Origin of the sequence: Nocardiopsis metallicus (genome assembly GCF_014201115.1) — a bacterium.
In the GTDB taxonomy this organism is placed as follows: domain Bacteria; phylum Actinomycetota; class Actinomycetes; order Streptosporangiales; family Streptosporangiaceae; genus Nocardiopsis; species Nocardiopsis metallicus.
In genome coordinates this window covers 2,929,287-2,944,693 of sequence record NZ_JACHDO010000001.1, presented here as the reverse complement: position 1 = coordinate 2,944,693, position 15,407 = coordinate 2,929,287, and the positions used below count along the sequence as shown (strand labels likewise).

General features: G+C 67.6%; 17 protein-coding genes. 1 reads left to right on the top strand and 16 read right to left on the bottom strand.

The genetic code is table 11. From position 1 onward, the window contains the following. Positions 1–37 precede the first annotated feature (37 nt). From HNR07_RS12720 to HNR07_RS36085, 13 genes are all read right to left on the bottom strand, one after another. A complete protein-coding gene (locus HNR07_RS12720) occupies positions 38–760 on the bottom strand; it encodes an HAD family hydrolase (RefSeq protein ID WP_184365166.1) in 723 nt (240 codons plus the stop codon). Next, on the bottom strand, positions 757–2,088 hold the full coding sequence (locus HNR07_RS12715; RefSeq protein ID WP_184365165.1) for a tetratricopeptide repeat protein: 1,332 nt from the start codon (positions 2,086–2,088) through the stop codon (positions 757–759). Before HNR07_RS12715 ends, HNR07_RS12720 begins: the two co-directional genes overlap by 4 nt. Positions 2,089–2,167: 79 nt before the next feature. Beyond that, a complete protein-coding gene (locus HNR07_RS12710; protein ID WP_184365164.1) occupies positions 2,168–3,118 on the bottom strand; it encodes a hypothetical protein in 951 nt (316 codons plus the stop codon). A 342-nt stretch (positions 3,119–3,460) separates the two neighbouring features. Then, positions 3,461–4,792, bottom strand: a complete 1,332-nt coding sequence (locus HNR07_RS12705; RefSeq protein ID WP_184365163.1) for a serine hydrolase domain-containing protein — start codon at positions 4,790–4,792, stop codon at positions 3,461–3,463. Then, positions 4,789–5,691: an aKG-HExxH-type peptide beta-hydroxylase gene (locus HNR07_RS12700; protein ID WP_184365162.1), complete on the bottom strand. Its 903-nt coding sequence runs from the start codon at positions 5,689–5,691 to the stop codon at positions 4,789–4,791. The genes HNR07_RS12705 and HNR07_RS12700 overlap by 4 nt, the downstream gene beginning before the upstream one ends. An 88-nt stretch (positions 5,692–5,779) precedes the next feature. Beyond that, a complete protein-coding gene (locus HNR07_RS12695) occupies positions 5,780–5,950 on the bottom strand; it encodes a hypothetical protein (RefSeq protein WP_184365161.1) in 171 nt (56 codons plus the stop codon). Between the two features lie 102 nt (positions 5,951–6,052). Then, entirely contained in the window at positions 6,053–6,931 is an 879-nt protein-coding gene (locus tag HNR07_RS12690) for a protein kinase domain-containing protein (protein WP_184365160.1), read from the bottom strand. A gap of 10 nt (positions 6,932–6,941) precedes the next feature. Then, a complete protein-coding gene (locus HNR07_RS12685; RefSeq protein WP_184365159.1) occupies positions 6,942–7,577 on the bottom strand; it encodes a hypothetical protein in 636 nt (211 codons plus the stop codon). Between the two features lie 2 nt (positions 7,578–7,579). Then, positions 7,580–8,311, bottom strand: a complete 732-nt coding sequence (locus HNR07_RS12680) for a hypothetical protein (RefSeq protein ID WP_184365158.1) — start codon at positions 8,309–8,311, stop codon at positions 7,580–7,582. Continuing rightward, complete coding sequence (locus tag HNR07_RS12675; protein ID WP_184365157.1) at positions 8,308–8,934, bottom strand: hypothetical protein; 627 nt, start codon at positions 8,932–8,934, stop codon at positions 8,308–8,310. Before HNR07_RS12675 ends, HNR07_RS12680 begins: the two co-directional genes overlap by 4 nt. Further along, a complete protein-coding gene (locus HNR07_RS12670; protein WP_184365156.1) occupies positions 8,931–10,811 on the bottom strand; it encodes a radical SAM/SPASM domain-containing protein in 1,881 nt (626 codons plus the stop codon). Before HNR07_RS12670 ends, HNR07_RS12675 begins: the two co-directional genes overlap by 4 nt. A gap of 32 nt (positions 10,812–10,843) precedes the next feature. Beyond that, positions 10,844–11,278 (bottom strand): NUDIX hydrolase, encoded by a 435-nt coding sequence (locus HNR07_RS35585; RefSeq protein ID WP_184365155.1) that lies wholly within the window; start codon positions 11,276–11,278, stop codon positions 10,844–10,846. A 387-nt stretch (positions 11,279–11,665) separates the two neighbouring features. Then, complete coding sequence (locus HNR07_RS36085) at positions 11,666–12,070, bottom strand: helix-turn-helix domain-containing protein (RefSeq protein WP_363319956.1); 405 nt, start codon at positions 12,068–12,070, stop codon at positions 11,666–11,668. On the opposite strand from HNR07_RS36085, the gene HNR07_RS34925 reads away from it, so the two are divergent. After that, complete coding sequence (locus HNR07_RS34925) at positions 12,015–12,164, top strand: hypothetical protein (RefSeq protein WP_246420281.1); 150 nt, start codon at positions 12,015–12,017, stop codon at positions 12,162–12,164. The two genes, HNR07_RS36085 and HNR07_RS34925, sit on opposite strands and share 56 nt — an antisense overlap. Before the next feature lie 357 nt (positions 12,165–12,521). On the opposite strand, the gene HNR07_RS12655 is transcribed toward HNR07_RS34925, so the two are convergent. From HNR07_RS12655 to HNR07_RS12645, 3 genes are all read right to left on the bottom strand, one after another. Further along, positions 12,522–13,313 carry a helix-turn-helix domain-containing protein gene (locus HNR07_RS12655; protein WP_184365153.1) on the bottom strand — a complete coding sequence of 264 codons (792 nt, stop codon included), beginning with the start codon at positions 13,311–13,313 and terminating at the stop codon, positions 12,522–12,524. Then, entirely contained in the window at positions 13,310–14,257 is a 948-nt protein-coding gene (locus tag HNR07_RS12650) for a tetratricopeptide repeat protein (RefSeq protein ID WP_184365152.1), read from the bottom strand. Before HNR07_RS12650 ends, HNR07_RS12655 begins: the two co-directional genes overlap by 4 nt. 528 nt (positions 14,258–14,785) lie before the next feature. After that, positions 14,786–15,208: an ATP-binding protein gene (locus tag HNR07_RS12645; protein ID WP_184365151.1), complete on the bottom strand. Its 423-nt coding sequence runs from the start codon at positions 15,206–15,208 to the stop codon at positions 14,786–14,788. Between the last annotated feature and the right edge of the window lie 199 nt (positions 15,209–15,407).

The following is a 15,407-nucleotide window of genomic DNA, read 5'->3' as shown; positions in this document are numbered from 1 at the left end:
CGATTTTCGATACGTGTGCTTTTGCCTGCGCATAGTTTCACTGCGAAGTGGTGGTGAGGGCGGTAACGACCTCTTGCAGCGCCGCCAGGTGGGTCAGGTCGGCGAGCACCCGGTCAGCGCCGGCCTGGTGTAGCTGCTGGGCTGGTGTGGTGCCCGAGGCCACACCGATCACCCGCGCCCCGCCTTCCACCCCGGTGGTGACGTCTTCGAGCGAATCCCCGATGATCACCGTGTTCGTGCGGTCGAAGGTCGCACCCCAGGCGGCCTGGGCGCGCTGTTGGGCGCGGGCCACCAGGTGGGGGCGGTGGGGGTCGTCGCTGGAGTAGCCGCCCAGCGCGGAGTCGATGCAGGGAGCCAGCCCGAAGGCCTCCAGCTTGATCTGGGCGCTGCGTTGCAGGTTGCCGGTGACCACGCTGGGCACCCACCCGGGGTGGGCGTGCACGGCCTCCACGGCTTGTGCGGCCCCCGGGAGGAGGTGCCCGTGTTCGAGCATGTGCGATCGGTACTCATCGAGCCGGTCGGGAAGTTCCTCCAGGGCCTGCTTGACCAAGGCGTCCAGATCCGCGTCAGGGGCACCGTTGCGTTGCAGCAGCTCGCGCACGGCCAGGGGCACGGTGCGGCCGGTTCCTTTGGCCGGCAGGTGCTGGGCCGGATGGCCGAGAAGGTCGTGGGCGAGTTCGCGGTAGATGAGTCGGTCGGTGTTGCCGACATAGAGCAGGGTGCGGTCGATGTCCCACAGCACCAGGACAGGTGAGCTCACGGGGCAGGCTCCAAAAGGGGGCGGGCACGGTCGAAGACCTCGGCCACATCGGTGAGGTCGCGGTGGGGGGACAGCTGGGCGAGCAGGTCCCGCACCTGCTTGGTGGTGCGGCCCGAGTTCAGGTCCGTGATCTGGTCCAAAACCCGGTGGGCGCGCACGCTGGCCTCTTCGGGCTCACCCATTCCGATCAGGGTCTTGGCTGCCCTGACCTGGGCGCTGGCCTGGTTGCGTCGGTGTGCGGGGCTGTACCCCAGCAGGGCCCGGTCGATCTGTGCCAGGGCCTGCTCGGGGTGTCCGGTTTCCAACAGCACGGTCCCGCTCTGGCAGGCCACCTCGCCCTCGTCGATCCAGTACAGCCACCGGGGATCCTCCTCCCGGGGCCCCTGGGCGAAAGCGCGCTGGGCCTGTTCCACGGCGGTGCGGGCGCGCAGCTCATCGCCTGAGGCTGAGTGTCCGCGGGCTTGGCGGATCCACAGCAAACACTCCACCCGCGGGCTGGCCAGCCCTTGGACACGGTGCAGTGCGGTGGAGGCCATGAGCGCCGCCTCTTGGCCCTGGCCCTGGCTGTAGGCGTGCACGGCCAGGTAGGAGATGATGCCGGCGCCCAGCAGCGGGTCCTGGGCGGCATGGGCCAGCCGTAGCCCGGCCGTGAGCAGTTGTTGCGCGTCCGCATCGCCGGCGTCCACCGCCATCCATCCGGCCAGGCCGGTCAGGTCGGCGGTGATGCTCATCAGCTGACGCCGCTGCGCGGGGGTGACTGCGGCCTCGTCCAGGAGGCGGCGCAAGAACTCCAGCTGGGGGCGCACACTCGCGCGCAGCGCGGCGCTGGCCCCGCCTTGGGCATCAGCCATGCGGATGGCATCGACCAGCTCGGCCATCTGCTCGCACAGCGCATCGGAGACGGGGGGATCGGCCACCGATCCGGTAGAGGGGGTATCGGCCAGGGCCCACCCCATCACCAGGGCCGAGCCCGCGGTGGCCATGGCCGAGCGTCGTGTGGGTTGGTGTGCGAGTGCGGTGTCCAGACAGGCCAAGGCGCCAGGCTCCCCCCAGGTGGGATTTTCTCCCGTCAAGGGTTCCCTGGGGGCGGGCGCTGACACCTGGGAGGGGAGCGACTCTTCCTGAAACCGTGCCAGAGCATGTTCGAGGGTGCGACGGTCCTGCACCCGCAGCGCACCGGAGTTGATCTTGGAGATGGTGCCCTGGCGCAACCCGCCCAACACCGCACCGACCTGGGTTTGCCGCAGCTCGGTGTGGGTCAACAGGAACCGCACGATGGGGGTCAGATCCCGTGCCCGCACCCAAGTACGGAACTGAGGATCGGCCACGATCCAGGCGGGAACACACCGGCACATTCTCCAGGCCAGATCACAGTTACCGCAGACCACGCTTGTCCCTTCCCACCTTCTACTGACGGGCCCGTTCCAAAGCCTCGCGGTACTCCACTGTCCAGTCCGCTGCACGCTGGTCCGCGGGCAGGCCCGCCAGGCCTGAGGAGATCAGATCGACCGCGACATCGGCCTCCCCCAACCCGTGATGGGCCAACCCCAGGTTCAGCCGGTGAAACTGCTCGTTGAGCCAGTAGGCCGTGGGCGGGGGCGGCAAGGTAGCGGCATGCTCGGCCAAAGTCGCGGCCTCATCCAGCAAACGGCGGGCGTCCTCCCGTTGCCCCAGCAGGGCCTGGCCGTGGGCGGCCTGAATCGCGTCCCCCACACGCTGGGCCGGGTGCGCCCCGGGCGTGTGATAGGCGCGCAAGAACCCGGACAAGAACGCCGGGACATCCCCGCGGCGCCGGTCGGTATAGGCCACGAAGTTGTACGCCTGGGCCAGCAACGTCCCCTCGTTCAGCTCCTGGGCCAGGACCGCAGCGCGCTCGAGCACCTGCACTGCCTGGTGGAGCCGCCCGGTGGAGGCCAGCAGCCACCCCTCGAACTGGATCCATTCAGCGGCCACCACCCGCAGACCCTCCGCGTGCGGGCCGCGGGCCCGGTCAGCGGCCACGTCCATGATCTGCGCATGTGAGCGGGCCGAGGGCAACACGATCTCAGCGCCCACGTGGTCGTCCAGCCGCCGCTGGGCAGCCAACATCGTGCCCAGGACCGCAACGGCGGCAGCATCGACGCATTCGGGTTGCTCCAGCAGGCGCTGCACCGGCCCAAGCCCAGGGCTGGGAGCGGTCTCAGTGCGTGGTCGGGGCGGCGGAGCACCCATACCGGTCAACGCCTGCTGGGCGCGATCAGCGCGGGTCAAGGGGGCGCCGGCGAGGATGCGGCTGATGGTGCTGGAGGCCAGCCCCGTCATGCGGGCCACACCCTCCTGGGACAGCCCGGCGAGCTGGTCGCAGGCCAGACGGATCACGGCGGCCGCATCCTGGTCTTGGACCGCGCGCAGCACTGGTTCGGACTGCCAGAAGCTCGGGGGGACACAGGCACACCCACCCCGTTGGGCACTGATGCGTGCACGCCCGCAGTGACCGCACAGCACGAGGGACACACCCACCTTCGATGTCAGGAATCCTCAGCATAGAACGCCATGTCGCTGCCACTATGCCCTGAATTCGTTACCCCCAGACCCCGATGATGGGTTTGTGCAGGTGAAGCTGCCCATGTCGAGTGAGGGGATTTCATGTTTGGTCGCTGGTAAGACGCTGAAATCCTCAAGGGTTTCGTGAGAAAACGGACTTGCCCCATCGGAACGTAGTCATGGCAGTCGTTGATAGCGCAGGCCAGGGGCACGATCCAGGTCAAGGACAAAGCTGTCTGGCCCATCCCTGGCATCGTCCGGCAGAGTCACCGCGTAGCCGTTGGCGGTGAGCACCGAAGGCTTGGAGGCGGGGATGAGTCGGTCACAGGTACCCCGGCGCCACAGGTACAGCGCGCCTGCCTTACGTGTTAAGCGCACGGTGCCCGGCACTTCCGCGCACGCGTAGGTCCCCACGGGCGTGTGCGGTGCGTATGAGGCCTCGGTTGGCGGCTCTGTTTTGGGCTGTGGGGAGCGGTAGGCGAGGAGGGCATCGTTGAGGAGTTCATGGGCGTCGGTGTCGGGCGTGCGAGCGAACTCGCGCAGTGCCGTGGCAGCGAGGCGGTCAGCGGCGATGCCCGAGTGGTTGGACAGGCAGATCAGCCGCAGACCTGAGTCGAACAGGTGCACGGCAGCGGAGAATCCCTGCTCGTGTCCGTAGTGGAAGACCGCAGCTTGGTCGGAGCAGGTGTCGGCGTACAAGCCGGGACCGTAGGAGAACGGTGGGTGATCGCTGGGCCGGTAGCTGACACTGTCTTGGAAGGGAAGCGTGCGCCCAGATGCGGGTTGCCACTCTCGCCACAGGTGGGTGAGCCACTGGTCGAGATCGGCGGTGGTGCACCACAGGGAGCCAGGGCCGGGCAGGGTGACGGGGCGTTCGTGGTGGAGCCAGCCGCTGGGGGTGGGTTGATAGCTGGCGGCGGCGTTGGGGGTGACTTCGCGCACGTCCGTCTTGAATCGGGCACCGGTCATGCCCAGGGGAGTGAAGACCTGGCGGGTAGCGAGGTCGTGGAGATCGGTGCCGTGCATCTTTTCGAGGGCTTTGGCCAGCAGCAGGTAGCCGGTGTTGCTGTAAAGGAAGTGGTCGGGGTCTGTGGCGCGGTGACGTTGGCGGTAGGCGAGTTCGAGTAGATCGTCGGCGGTGTAGTGGTCGAGGTCGCGAAGTCCCACGAGAGAAAGGAGTGATTCGGCGTCGCGGATGCCGCCGCGGTGCCCGATGAGGTCGCCCAGGGTCACATCGTCGATCTGTAGGCGGGGCAGGAGGTCCTGCACCGGCCGGTCCAGGCTGACCAACCCCTCGCGGGAGGCTCGCACACATAGGTAGGCGATGACCTGCTTGGCGACAGATCCGGTGTTGAAGACGCTGGCGTCCTCGATGGGAGCGCCGAGTTCGAGGTTCGCTGCCCCGGTGTGTGCCTGGGTGGCTGGGGTGCCAGCGGCGTGGAGGCGCAGGATGACGCCGGGGGCATGCGATGGGTCGTCGAGGGCGAGCATGGCGCCGGTGGGGTTCACAGGCTGAGCGCCTCGTTGTGGATGGTGCGAAGGCGCTCGCGCAGTTCCGGATGGGTGATCAACTCCAGGGCGCGGGGGTGGTCACTGGTAGTGGCCGCGAGCAGGGGGCGCTGCTGGTCCAGGTAGGAGGTCAGGAACCTGTGCAGGGCTCCGCTGGTGTGGGGGAGGGCACGGGCGGTGTAGATCATGGTCAGGGGGAAAGCCCAGCAGGCGTGGACGAACCCGAACACGGGCCGCTGTTGGTCTTTCCAGGGGGAGTAGAACGTCACCTCATCGCTGAGCTTGCAGTTGGTGGCGACGAGGGCGTCGTTGAGCCAGTTGTGGCCGGCCTCGTGGACGAGGTCGCGGGCGAGCACGGTCGGTTCGCCGACGTGGTCGCAGAAGACGGTGCCGGGCAGGCGGGTGATGGTCCAACTGTCGAGGGTTTGTCCCAGCTGCTTGTGGCGCAGCAGGCAGAGGGTGACGGCGTGGTTGGCCAGTAGATCGGCGAACCCGAACCGGGCGCCCGCAGCGTAGGCGTCGGCGGCCAGTTCGCGTAGGTCTGGTGGGGCTGGCTGGGTGGTGGGGCCCAGGACGTAGTAGGGGGTCTCGGAGATCGCCGAGCGAGGCAGGTCTTCCAGGTTGGGGGAGATCACCACACGTGGCCCCACGGGGGTGGGGATGGACAGCTGCGCCGCATTCGTGCCCGGATGGGTCCGGTACCAGTCCAGGGCGGTGGCGTCGTGGGAGCGCGCGGCGCTCTCGGCGCCTTCGAGGGCGTGGTGGGCCAGGCAGTAGTCGACTGCGGTGTGGTCCTGGGCGGTGGCGTCGGTCTGCAAGAGCGTGCGGATCTGCTGGGTGCGCCTCTGGTGCAGGGAGGGGATGGGTGTGAGGGAAAAGGTGGTCAGGGGTGTGCGCATGAGTGGTGGCCTCCAGGGGGCCTGGGGCCAGCGCGGTGAGGGCTGGCCCCAGGGGCATTCGCTACCGGGTTGAGATCCCAAAAAGGTGTTAGGCGGCGGTGCCGGGGGTGGGTTCGGGGGCGGAGTGGTCGGTGGTCGGCCAGCCCTCGGCGGAGACACTGGAGGTGTGGGCGGTCGTGCGGACGCTGGCGTCCTCACTCCGCAGGTCATCCACGGCCGTGAGGAAGTCCTCGAACTGGTTGGTCGGGTTGGGGCTCATGGGTGCTCGTCCTTTCAAAGCGGGTGATGGGATTCGTGGATCGGGCAGCGCGGGGGTGCGCGGGCCGGATTCAGCTCTTTCTCCGTCCTGCAGGTAGTGGGGTCAGCGGCCGTGGGGGGCCGCTTCGGTGGCTGCTTGGCGCAGCGCCGTGCCCAGCTCGCTCATCCCGGGCCGGTCTGTAGGGGCTGGGGCCAGAGCCGCAGTGAGCGGTAGGCGCAGCACAGCAGGGGCGGCGGCGAGTCGGGAGTGACCGTGGCGGGGCAGGTCCGCGCACAGGTAGCGGTAGGTCAGGACCGCGAGGCTGAACACATCGGCGGCTGGGGTGGCCCGGTTGTAGAAGGTCGCGTACTCAGGCGGCCAGTGCACCTCGGGGCCGCGGGCCAGGGGCCCGCGTGGGGTGTTCAGAAGGCGGGCGGCGCCCAGATCGGTGATGGATCCGCGGCCCTGGTGGATCAGGATGTTCTCCTGGTAGACGTCGCGGTGCACGATTCCTCGCTCGTGCAGGGCGTGCAGCCCGTCGGCCACGTCGGCCAGGATGCTGAGCCCGCGCGTGCCTGGATCACCGTGGGAACCGGTGAGGAAGGGCTGGAAGTTGCCGTCGGCGCGGTAGGGCATGGTGTACCAGTCGAAGTGGTCGGTGCTGCCCTGCTCCAACAACGGAACTACGTGCTGACTGCCGGAAGCGGTCCAGGTGAGGGTGATCTCGTGGCGGAAATCTTGGCGGGTCAGAGCACGCTCATCCTCGGTCAGTTCGGCATACCAGTAGAAGCCGTAGGCGGCCCGGCGTGCGTCCTCATCGAGCTCGGCCAGGACGTGGTTGCTGCCAAAACCCGCTTTGAGTACGACTGGAGGTGCCTCGCTGCGGCTGACGAGGACTAGGGTGCTGGCGCGAGTGAAGACGAGCAGATCGTGGATGGTCCATCCGCCCTCACGCAGCTGGTCCAGGACCCAGGCGGCGGGGTGCAGGGGGTGCAGACGCACAGCGGACTCCTCACGTACGAGATGGGCACTCAGCACAAGCGCGTAGGCGGTCCAGACAGGCGCTCACCAGCAGGTCCAGGTCGGTTCTGGTGGCGCACGGTTGCCGCAGCACGGCCAGACCCGTCTCCCGCGTCCACGCGGTGGCTGCCTGGTCGAACATCTGCGCTAGCTGAGCGGTCGTGGTCGGGTCCTCGCCGAAGCGGCGGGGGGTGGGGCGTTGGGCCAACCGGGTCTGGCACAGCGAGGGGTCGGTGGTCAGCACCACGGTCAACTGTGGTCGGGGAGCGTGCGCCCGGGCGAGTTCGCGGACGTAGTGGGCGACGGGGCGACGGTGGACCAGGGCGAGCAGGCAGGCTGTGGAAAGCGTGAGCCGGTCAGCGATGACCGATCCACAAGACAAGGTGGGGATGAGGTTGTGCCGGGCGTGCAATTCAAGGTCCCGACGTACCGCGGCTGCCGCTCGGCTGTTGGTGGTGGCCGCACGGCCCGCCCGCAGACCGATGATGGTGCGGGTGGCCTCCAGCGACAACCAGGAGAACTGCCCCACATGCGCGATGAGGTGCCCCTCGGCGGTGGCAGCCGCGAGCACTCGGTCGCGCACCGTACTTTTCCCGGCTCCGGCAATCCCCTCCAAGGCCAGGAGCATGATCACCCCTCCTTCTCGGCGATCAGCCAACTGATGAACTTGGCCGCTCTACCCCGGAGAACCGGTTCGGTGCCGTGGGTGAGCTGGGATCCGTAGAGCAAAGCGGCGCCGGGGGCGGGGCGCACACTCCACCGAGTACGGGGCATGTGGGTGAACCACTCGGCGGAGTGGTCGGCTCCGTCGCGCGCCAGCCACATGCCCTGGGCGTAGCCCTCCAACTCGCGGTCGTGGTCGGGTCGTGGGTGCCAGAGCTGGTTGCTGGAGGTGCTCTCGACATAGAACGCGCCCCCGGCCTCGGCTTCGGTGATCACGACGCTGATACCGGCGATCTGACGCGGCCAGGCCAGCGGATCCGGAGCGATACCGTCCAGATGGCTGGTGATGTGCTGATCCGGGCCGTACTCGACGTAGGTCCAGGGGCGGCAGGTGGTGATCGAGGGCATGACGCGGGACAGGGCCGGGCGAGCCCGGTCGAACGCTTCCTGGAGCAGTTGTTCGGCCTGCGGTGGGATGGTGGTGACCTCCACTCGCCCAGCGGGTTCGTACACGGCCATGGCCTGGTCGGCGGTGTGGCCGGGGATCTCGTGGATGGATTTGGTTCTGTGCTGGCCGAAGTGGTCGTGCACCTCGGTTGTCAGGAAGGTGGTCATCAGCTCGCGGAGCTGGTCTCGCTCCTGATCGGACACGAAGTTCTCGACGCTGCCGACTCCTACGGTTTCGGCGATGTGGATCATGGGCTGGTCCTTTTCGATGCGAGCACGCTTTGGACGTCGTCCAAGCTCGTGCAGTGGTTGAGCCAGGTGGTGACGGGGTGGCGGCTGACGGTGGTCGGGTCGGCCCACAGGGCCAGCAGTTCACCGGTCAGGGGTAGCTCCTCGGTCGGGGGCAGTGCCTGGGGTGCGGTGCGCTTCACACGGCTACAAGGGCTGGAGTGCTGGAGGGCGAAGACTCGTCCGAGTCGGGTGGTCGCGGCGCTCGCGCATGCGTCCACGAGCGCACCTGCCGGTTCGCGCTGTCGGTAGGTGCGGTACTCGGTCTGTGCCCACGAGGCGGCGATCACTGCGGCTGCGGCGGATACGTGGCAGGTGGCGCAGCACGAGGAACAGGACGTCGGGCAACCCTTGGAGGGCGCTGCCAGGGGGGTGGCGATCTCCCACAGCACCTGCCAGGCCGAGCCCGGCAACAGCTCCCCCACCGTGCGGGCGCAGGGGTTCGGGTGCGGGCTGTGGGCACAGCACCCCGGAGCCGGGTCGAGCGGTGCGCCGGGCCTGAGCGCGGGTTCGATGAACAAGGCGTGGAAGTACACGATGCGCCCGAGTAACTGGTGGAGCGTCACGGCGTCCGTAGCCCCGTTCATGTCACCACCGGCTGAGTGGGCAGCTCGGCCTGCGGCAGGGGGCACTCACAGCCCTCGTCCTGTGTGGGCCGTTGGTCGTGGAGTGCGTCCGCCACAACTGCGGTGGCCCGCTCCAGAACCTCAAAGTAGGAAGGCCAACCGGCACCGGGAACAGGCTCCAACACCAGGTCGAGCACCGGACGAGTGGTTTGAGTGCTCTCACACCGCAGTTCCGCTCGACCCACGATCACTCGGAGCTGGGCCGGGAGGGTGCCGGTCACCGCGGCCACCGTCCGGCACAAGGCCGCGGCCGCGTGGGCATACTCGGTTCGATCGCGCGGCAGGATGCCGACTCTGCGCCCAGTGGGCACTAGATCCGCGCCTTCGTAGGGGTGGCCCTGGCAGCTGTCGTAGGTGATCAGACCCCACTCCTTGGTCAGGACGTCGACCAGGGGGAGTACTCCGGGCTCGATCGCTTCCTGCCACTGGGGGTGGTGCGGATCCACGTCCTCGGCCTCGTGCACCCCGGCGAGCCCGACGGTGTTGATGTTGCCGTGCGCGCTGGTACGCAACCGCACGGGCGGGCGCGGTGCCTGGGCGTTGTCCCAGCGGTCGACGAAGGCAGCGATCGCGCGCATACTGTTCGGCGTCCGCGGGCGCCAGCGCACGCTCTGGCACCAGGCACCTGCAGGGTGGGCCGGCTGGGCGAGCAGGGCAGCGATCCCGTCTACCATCCGCATGCGGTAGTCGCAGTAGGCGTCCTCGTCACCGGCCTGGCGCTGGCGCCAGCGGGTCGCCACACACCCACCTCCGCACGAGGACTGGTACGTACAAGAGGCGCACCGGCTCATCAACGCCTTGCCCTGGTTCAGCAGTGGCAGCCGGCGCTGCGCTGCGACGACGTCGGCCTGGTCGGGCTTTTGGCTGAGGTGGGTGAGCTGGGCCTGGGGCCAGGGAAGCTCGTCACAGCTGCCGAGCCGACCGTCAGGGTAGAGCGTGAAGACGTGGTCGCACTTCATGTTGGTGAAGTGGCAGAACCCGGTGTCCAAACCCCGCAGGCGCCGGATCGTGGACACGGCCGGTTCCAGCTTCAGCCGAGAGAAATGCCCGGCGCTGATCCAGCGGACGGTGGCCGCGAGCACGAATTCCGCGTACTCGGACGGGGTGGTCGCCCACGCGGGGCCGCCGGGGTTGTCCACGGCCTGGCGTTGCAGCAACCTGCTCACGGGCACCCGCCTGCCCTGGGCCGTGGTGGGTTGCTGCACGGAGGCATCGAAGCAGGGTACGAAGCTGACCGCGTTGACCGCATCGAAGCTGGCGAGGTGGTCCAGCACGGTCTCGGCACGGCCGAGCACGGCCGGGGTGACCGCGGCGATCACTCCGGCCGTGCGGCCCCGGTCGGCCAGCAGCCGCAGGGCGGCGGCCACACGCGGGTAGACGGCTTCGCCGTCATAGCCCACTCTCCAGGCGTTGCCTTGGGCGTCCCCGTCCAGGGAGATACCGATGTGCAGGTCCGGGTAGACCTCATCGAACAAGTCCAGCCACCGCTCGTTGAGCAGGACCCCGTTGGTCTGCATGGACACGCGGACCACGGTGGGTTGGGCGGCCAGTTCCCGCAAGACCTCCTCAACGTGCTCGCGCCCTGCCGTGAGGGGTTCACCCCCGTGTAGCTCCACAGCGAGTGGGCGCCCCCGAAAGAGCTCGGCGAGTTGGCGCACCTGGGCGGCATCGACCCGGGCTCCCCCAGGGGCTTCCTTGCGCTTTTCGTAGCAGTACAGACAGTCGATGTCGCAGGTCTCACCGCGTAGCTTCAAGATCACCGAAACGGCCGTCTCGGTATCTGCTTCGTCCAAGGCGCTGTAGAGGTGGTCGAACTCATCGGCGGTGTTGCGGTGCATCGGCTGCCTCCTAGGGCTACTACGAGAAGGGGCTAATCGAACAGGCGTCCGAGTAGCGCGCCTTGGCCGGACTGCAAGATGTGGGCCGCTTCGATCGGGATCCAGAAGCACTCGAAGTGCGTGGGCTCCTGCTCGCCGTCGTGGTCCTCCTGGCTCTTCCACCGCTCCGGGGTGGGATCGGCCAAATCCAGGTGAAAAACGTGCCGGTGCTGGAGCTCGAACCGGTACGGGCTGATGTCGTACTCGGTCTCACCGAGCTTGCGCACGATCGTGAAGTTCTTCAGCCCGGTCTCCTCCCCCGCCTCGCGCAGAGCGGCGTCCTCGGGGGTTTCCCCTTGGCGGATGCTGCCTGCCGGAACCTGGATGCCGACCTCTTCGTAGGAGTAGTCGGTGTGCCGAAAAACCAGCAGCTTTCCATCGCGAACGATGTAGCAGAGAACCTTTTCCTTGGTGGTCTTTGGTGACACGCGAGAACCCCGATTCGACAGCTGGATATCTACAAGAGTGCTGTTTCCGGCATCATCATGCACGACCGAATGTCGCTGTGGCAACGGGTCGGCATCACCGGAAAGCCCTGCCGATACTAGCTTTCCGAGCTCGCATGACACAACCGTCCGGTTGTGCATCGAAACTCTAATAGGTGCAGAAAGTGGGGCAAATGGACTGGATCGACTTCTTCAGGCGGGATCAGCTCTTGGGGTGGGCGTATGTAATTCGAAATCACTCTTAGCCACCTCGGTGGAGGTGGAGCATTTGTCCTGTGAAATTTTTGAGTCGCTACCTTTCCGGTTTTCTTGGGCTGAGATAGTCGTGGTCAAAGATGTTCAGCGCTCTGGAGCATCGCCCTCATAGGGTCATCTAAGCGGTGGGGGTGGTTTCGGGTTCTCCAAAGCAACCCACGCGGTGGTGACCCCCGAAGGGCTGGTAGTGATGCCCCAGCTGCTGGAAGGGGTGACCACCAAGCGGGGGTGCTCCCCCTGGACCAGGAAGGAAGCTGTTGTTAGAGGACCCTCGTCGGTGTGCGAACTCACCTGCACGTCGATGGGCACAGGAGCAGTGATGACCACCCGCAACGCCTGAGCAAGACCTTCAGAGGGTTCAGAGGGAGCTTCATCCGGTAGACGCCAACTCCGCTCCCCAGCGGCACCGGGCGTCCCGAGCTCTTGCAGGACCAGGATCGCGCGCCGTCGATCGGGAGAGCGTTTGCCCGACTCCCACATCGAGATGGTGGCCTGGCTGGTGCCGGTCAGGCGCGCCAACGCGCTCTGGGACAAATGCCTGGTCAACAGATGTGAGCGCAGCACGCGGATGATCGCGACGATGTCCAAACGCTCAACGGCGGCCACCATCTGAGGCAACTTCCACATCGCGGCGGGGATGCACACGCATGAGGAGTCCTTGGCCTGGCTGCCGCGGGCACGCCCACAGTTGGTGCACACATCCATCGGTTCTCGGCTCCTCGCTCAGGGCCCCACTGCAAGGGGTGTCTCTGCCCACCAGCTCGCTTCCACGGACCTGGTGGAATGAAGCTCTGTCAGCAGCGCTGACGTCGGCCCCTACTGGACAACACCGAGCAGGAGCGAAGCTGATGGGACCTTCTTGCCTCATGCCCGGGGCGAACGGTTTGACGGTCCCACCTCAGTCGGGGGCATCGAATGCCCGTGCGGAGCCGGGAACAGAGGGTGTGGCGGTGGGGCCGTGGTGGTGCGGTCAGTTCCATGTCTGCACTCCTTTGTGCATCAAAGGCAGGAGGAAGCTGAGACGTGTGCAGTGAGGGCCGACCTGGTGGGAGCCAGGGATGATGGCCTCGCGCAAGGTAGGACAAGCCCTCACGTGGCCGCTCGCCTCGCTCCCCTTGGGCTTCGGCCCTGGGTTCGGCGACACCATGAGCACCGCCGCCCCGGGGGTCGGGGTGTGGGCGGGGTCAGCGGTCAGGGTCAACGCGCTCCCCGCGGGGATCGTCATCTGGGCGTGGACGGGGTCGGGCTGCCAGCGAGTGAGCGTGATCAGGCTCGGATCCCACATCAGCGCCACCGTCGCGCCGGCGCGAACCTGGTAGGAGGGGCCGTAGCAGCTGCTCAGGTCTGCGGCGACTTCAAACGCCGCGCGCTCGCCATCAGCGGCCCATTGCGGGTCGCGGACCACGATGAGGCCGGGCGGGCGGTCAACGCGCTCTGCGATTTCTGACAGCAGCTCCTCCAAGGCCCGCACGTTCGGGACGGGACCGGCGACGACCACCACATCCAGGAACACCGGGGACCACCCCAGCTCCACCGGGCCGCGAGCGGACGTGGCCTCGGCCAGAGCATGGCGCCACACCACGTCGGGCGTGATGTCGAGGACGTCCAACATCACCCGAAGGGCTTGCCCCCAGCCGGGCAGGCCTTGACCGGCTTCCAGGTGCTCCACGAGTGAGGCAGAAGTGTTTGATGCGGCGGCCAGGTCTGTGGTGGACCAGCCGCGTCGTTGTCGTGAGTGGCGCAGGAGCTTGCTGAGGATCATGAGCGGCCCACCTGCTCAAACACACTGGGCTGCCGGAGCGCGCCGATTCCGCCTGCGGTCAGGGCTGCGGCTAGTGCCTGCACCTGTTCGGCGTGCGCGATCAACCCTTGAGTGCGGGCAGTTTCCTCGGCGTGGGTGAGCACACCGAACGCCTGATCGCGGTGACCGGTCTCGGCGTGAGCACGGGCCAGCGACATCGAGGTGCGCACGACCTGGTAGTGATCGCCCTGATCGTCGAACCAGGACACAGCCCCTTCAAGATAGGAGCGGGCCTTGGTGCGGTCACCCACCATGAGCGCGACCTCGCCAAGCCTGCGGTGAACCATCCACACCCCCCGGTCCAGACCGACGTCGGCGAAACCGTCCAAGGCCCGGCCGAGCTGGGCCGAGGCCAAGGTGGCGTCACCGCGGCCCAGAAAGAGCTGCCCCAGCTGGGCGCGGGCCCACGCCAAGCCGACCCTGTCCTGGGTCTGCTTCCACAGTGCTTCGGCGCGCAGGAGACTCTTCTCGGCCTGATCCAGGTCCCCGATCCGCCGGTGGCAGGACCCCAGGCGAGTGAGCATCAGGGCGTGCGGCGCGGAGCCGCACCGAGCCGCGGAGGCCACACCCAGCTCACCGGTGATGCACCACAGCTGCATGTCCAACAGCAGTCTGGCCGTGGTGCCCAGGGCATCGCACAACTGCCAGGTCTGCTCGTGCAGGTCCAGCTCGTGGGCGGTGCGTGCGGCTGCGGCCAGGACCCCGGAGTTGCGTGCCGACCAGGACAGGGCCTCGTCGTAGTTGGGAAAGAGCGCAGCGTCGAGCCCTTCCGGGCAGAGCAGCTGCCGGTGGGGGTCGAGATGGCGGTCAGCGGCGCGGGCCAAGGCCAGATGGTCGGCGACGAAGTTCTCGGCCGCAGCGGTGGCGGCTTCCCGACTCACCACCCACGGGGTACAGCTGCTCATCGCAGAGCTCCATTCGCTGGGGCGCGAGCGGGGTTGCCACGGCCCCGCAGGTCCAGGACTTGTCGTACCAGGGATGCCAACTGCGACCATTCCCCGTCGTGTTCCTGAACAGGAGAAGGGCGCCCGTGGGTGCTTGCGGCCTGGTGCGCGGCCGCCACGAAAACGTCGCGGGGCCTGATTTGCTGTCGCTGTGCCAGGTAGTCAGTACACGGCCGGGAAGGCGTACGGGGAAGGCGCCGATGAATGTATCCGGCTGGCAGACTGGGGCGTTGGGGGAGCGGCGGTGCCGTCAACATCATTCACCACGCCTTTCGCGAAATTCTAGAGAAGGTGTGGCGCCCTGAGGCTGGGTCGGGTTGCCACGCTGATATCAGGAGCCATCTGCTCGTGTGGCCTGGTCTCGGGTCAGGCCCGCGAGAGCGGGCCTGGGGGCGTTGCCGAGCACGGCCAAGCGCCTCTTCTCTCAGGTCCGTTCCTGGTCCAGGTGGAGGTCCTGGCGTGTGGACACCATGGTCACGACCCAGGCGCTCATCGAGCGATCTCCGCCTGCACGCCGCTGCCCACGGCGAGCGGCTTCCAGGACAAGGACAGCATGTCCACCAGGACCAGACCCCGACCGTGCTTCGATTCGAGCGAGGGGTTGCGGATGGTGAGAGTCCGGCCGGGCTTGGGGCCGGCGTCCTTGACCCTGACGCGGACCCGATCCTCGAACACGGCCAGACTGACGGTGAACTTTTCGCCCGGGCGACCACTGAGCGTGTGGGTGACAGCGTTGGTGGTCAGCTCGGAGACGACGAGGGTGAGCGGGTCCGGTTCGGCGACGCCCCACTCCTTGAGGGTGGTCTCCACCCAGGCGCGGGCTTCCCGCACGTTCTGCGGGATACCGAGGAAGATCTGGTCGGCTTTCCGTTCAGCCCTGTTCTGGCGGGGTTTGGGGGCGGTACACTGCATTCGTCTTCACCTCGGTTACGTCGGGGTGGGGGTTACAGCTCCGGTGGCCGCTCTCGACTTCGGCTCCCGGGGCTTTTGCTGTTTCGGGGTCGGCCCGCCTTTGCCTCCCAGCTGGGGCGGGCCGACGTGTTCCCGCCCGGTGCAGGGCGGGGTGTTTGGGGTGGTCACCCCACGAACCGTGACATCCGTGGGGTGACCG

Bases quoted from the DNA above. Each gene is read 5' to 3' on its own strand.
- HNR07_RS12645 (WP_184365151.1), bottom strand. From the start codon at position 15,208: ATGCAGTGTACCGCCCCCAAACCCCGCCAGAACAGGGCTGAACGGAAA.
- HNR07_RS12670 (WP_184365156.1), bottom strand. From the start codon at position 10,811: ATGCACCGCAACACCGCCGATGAGTTCGACCACCTCTACAGCGCCTTG.
- HNR07_RS12695 (WP_184365161.1), bottom strand. From the start codon at position 5,950: ATGAGCCCCAACCCGACCAACCAGTTCGAGGACTTCCTCACGGCCGTG.
- HNR07_RS12680 (WP_184365158.1), bottom strand. From the start codon at position 8,311: ATGATCCACATCGCCGAAACCGTAGGAGTCGGCAGCGTCGAGAACTTC.
- HNR07_RS12700 (WP_184365162.1), bottom strand. From the start codon at position 5,691: ATGCGCACACCCCTGACCACCTTTTCCCTCACACCCATCCCCTCCCTG.
- HNR07_RS12650 (WP_184365152.1), bottom strand. From the start codon at position 14,257: ATGAGCAGCTGTACCCCGTGGGTGGTGAGTCGGGAAGCCGCCACCGCT.
- HNR07_RS12675 (WP_184365157.1), bottom strand. From the start codon at position 8,934: ATGAACGGGGCTACGGACGCCGTGACGCTCCACCAGTTACTCGGGCGC.
- HNR07_RS12655 (WP_184365153.1), bottom strand. From the start codon at position 13,313: ATGATCCTCAGCAAGCTCCTGCGCCACTCACGACAACGACGCGGCTGG.
- HNR07_RS12685 (WP_184365159.1), bottom strand. From the start codon at position 7,577: ATGCTCCTGGCCTTGGAGGGGATTGCCGGAGCCGGGAAAAGTACGGTG.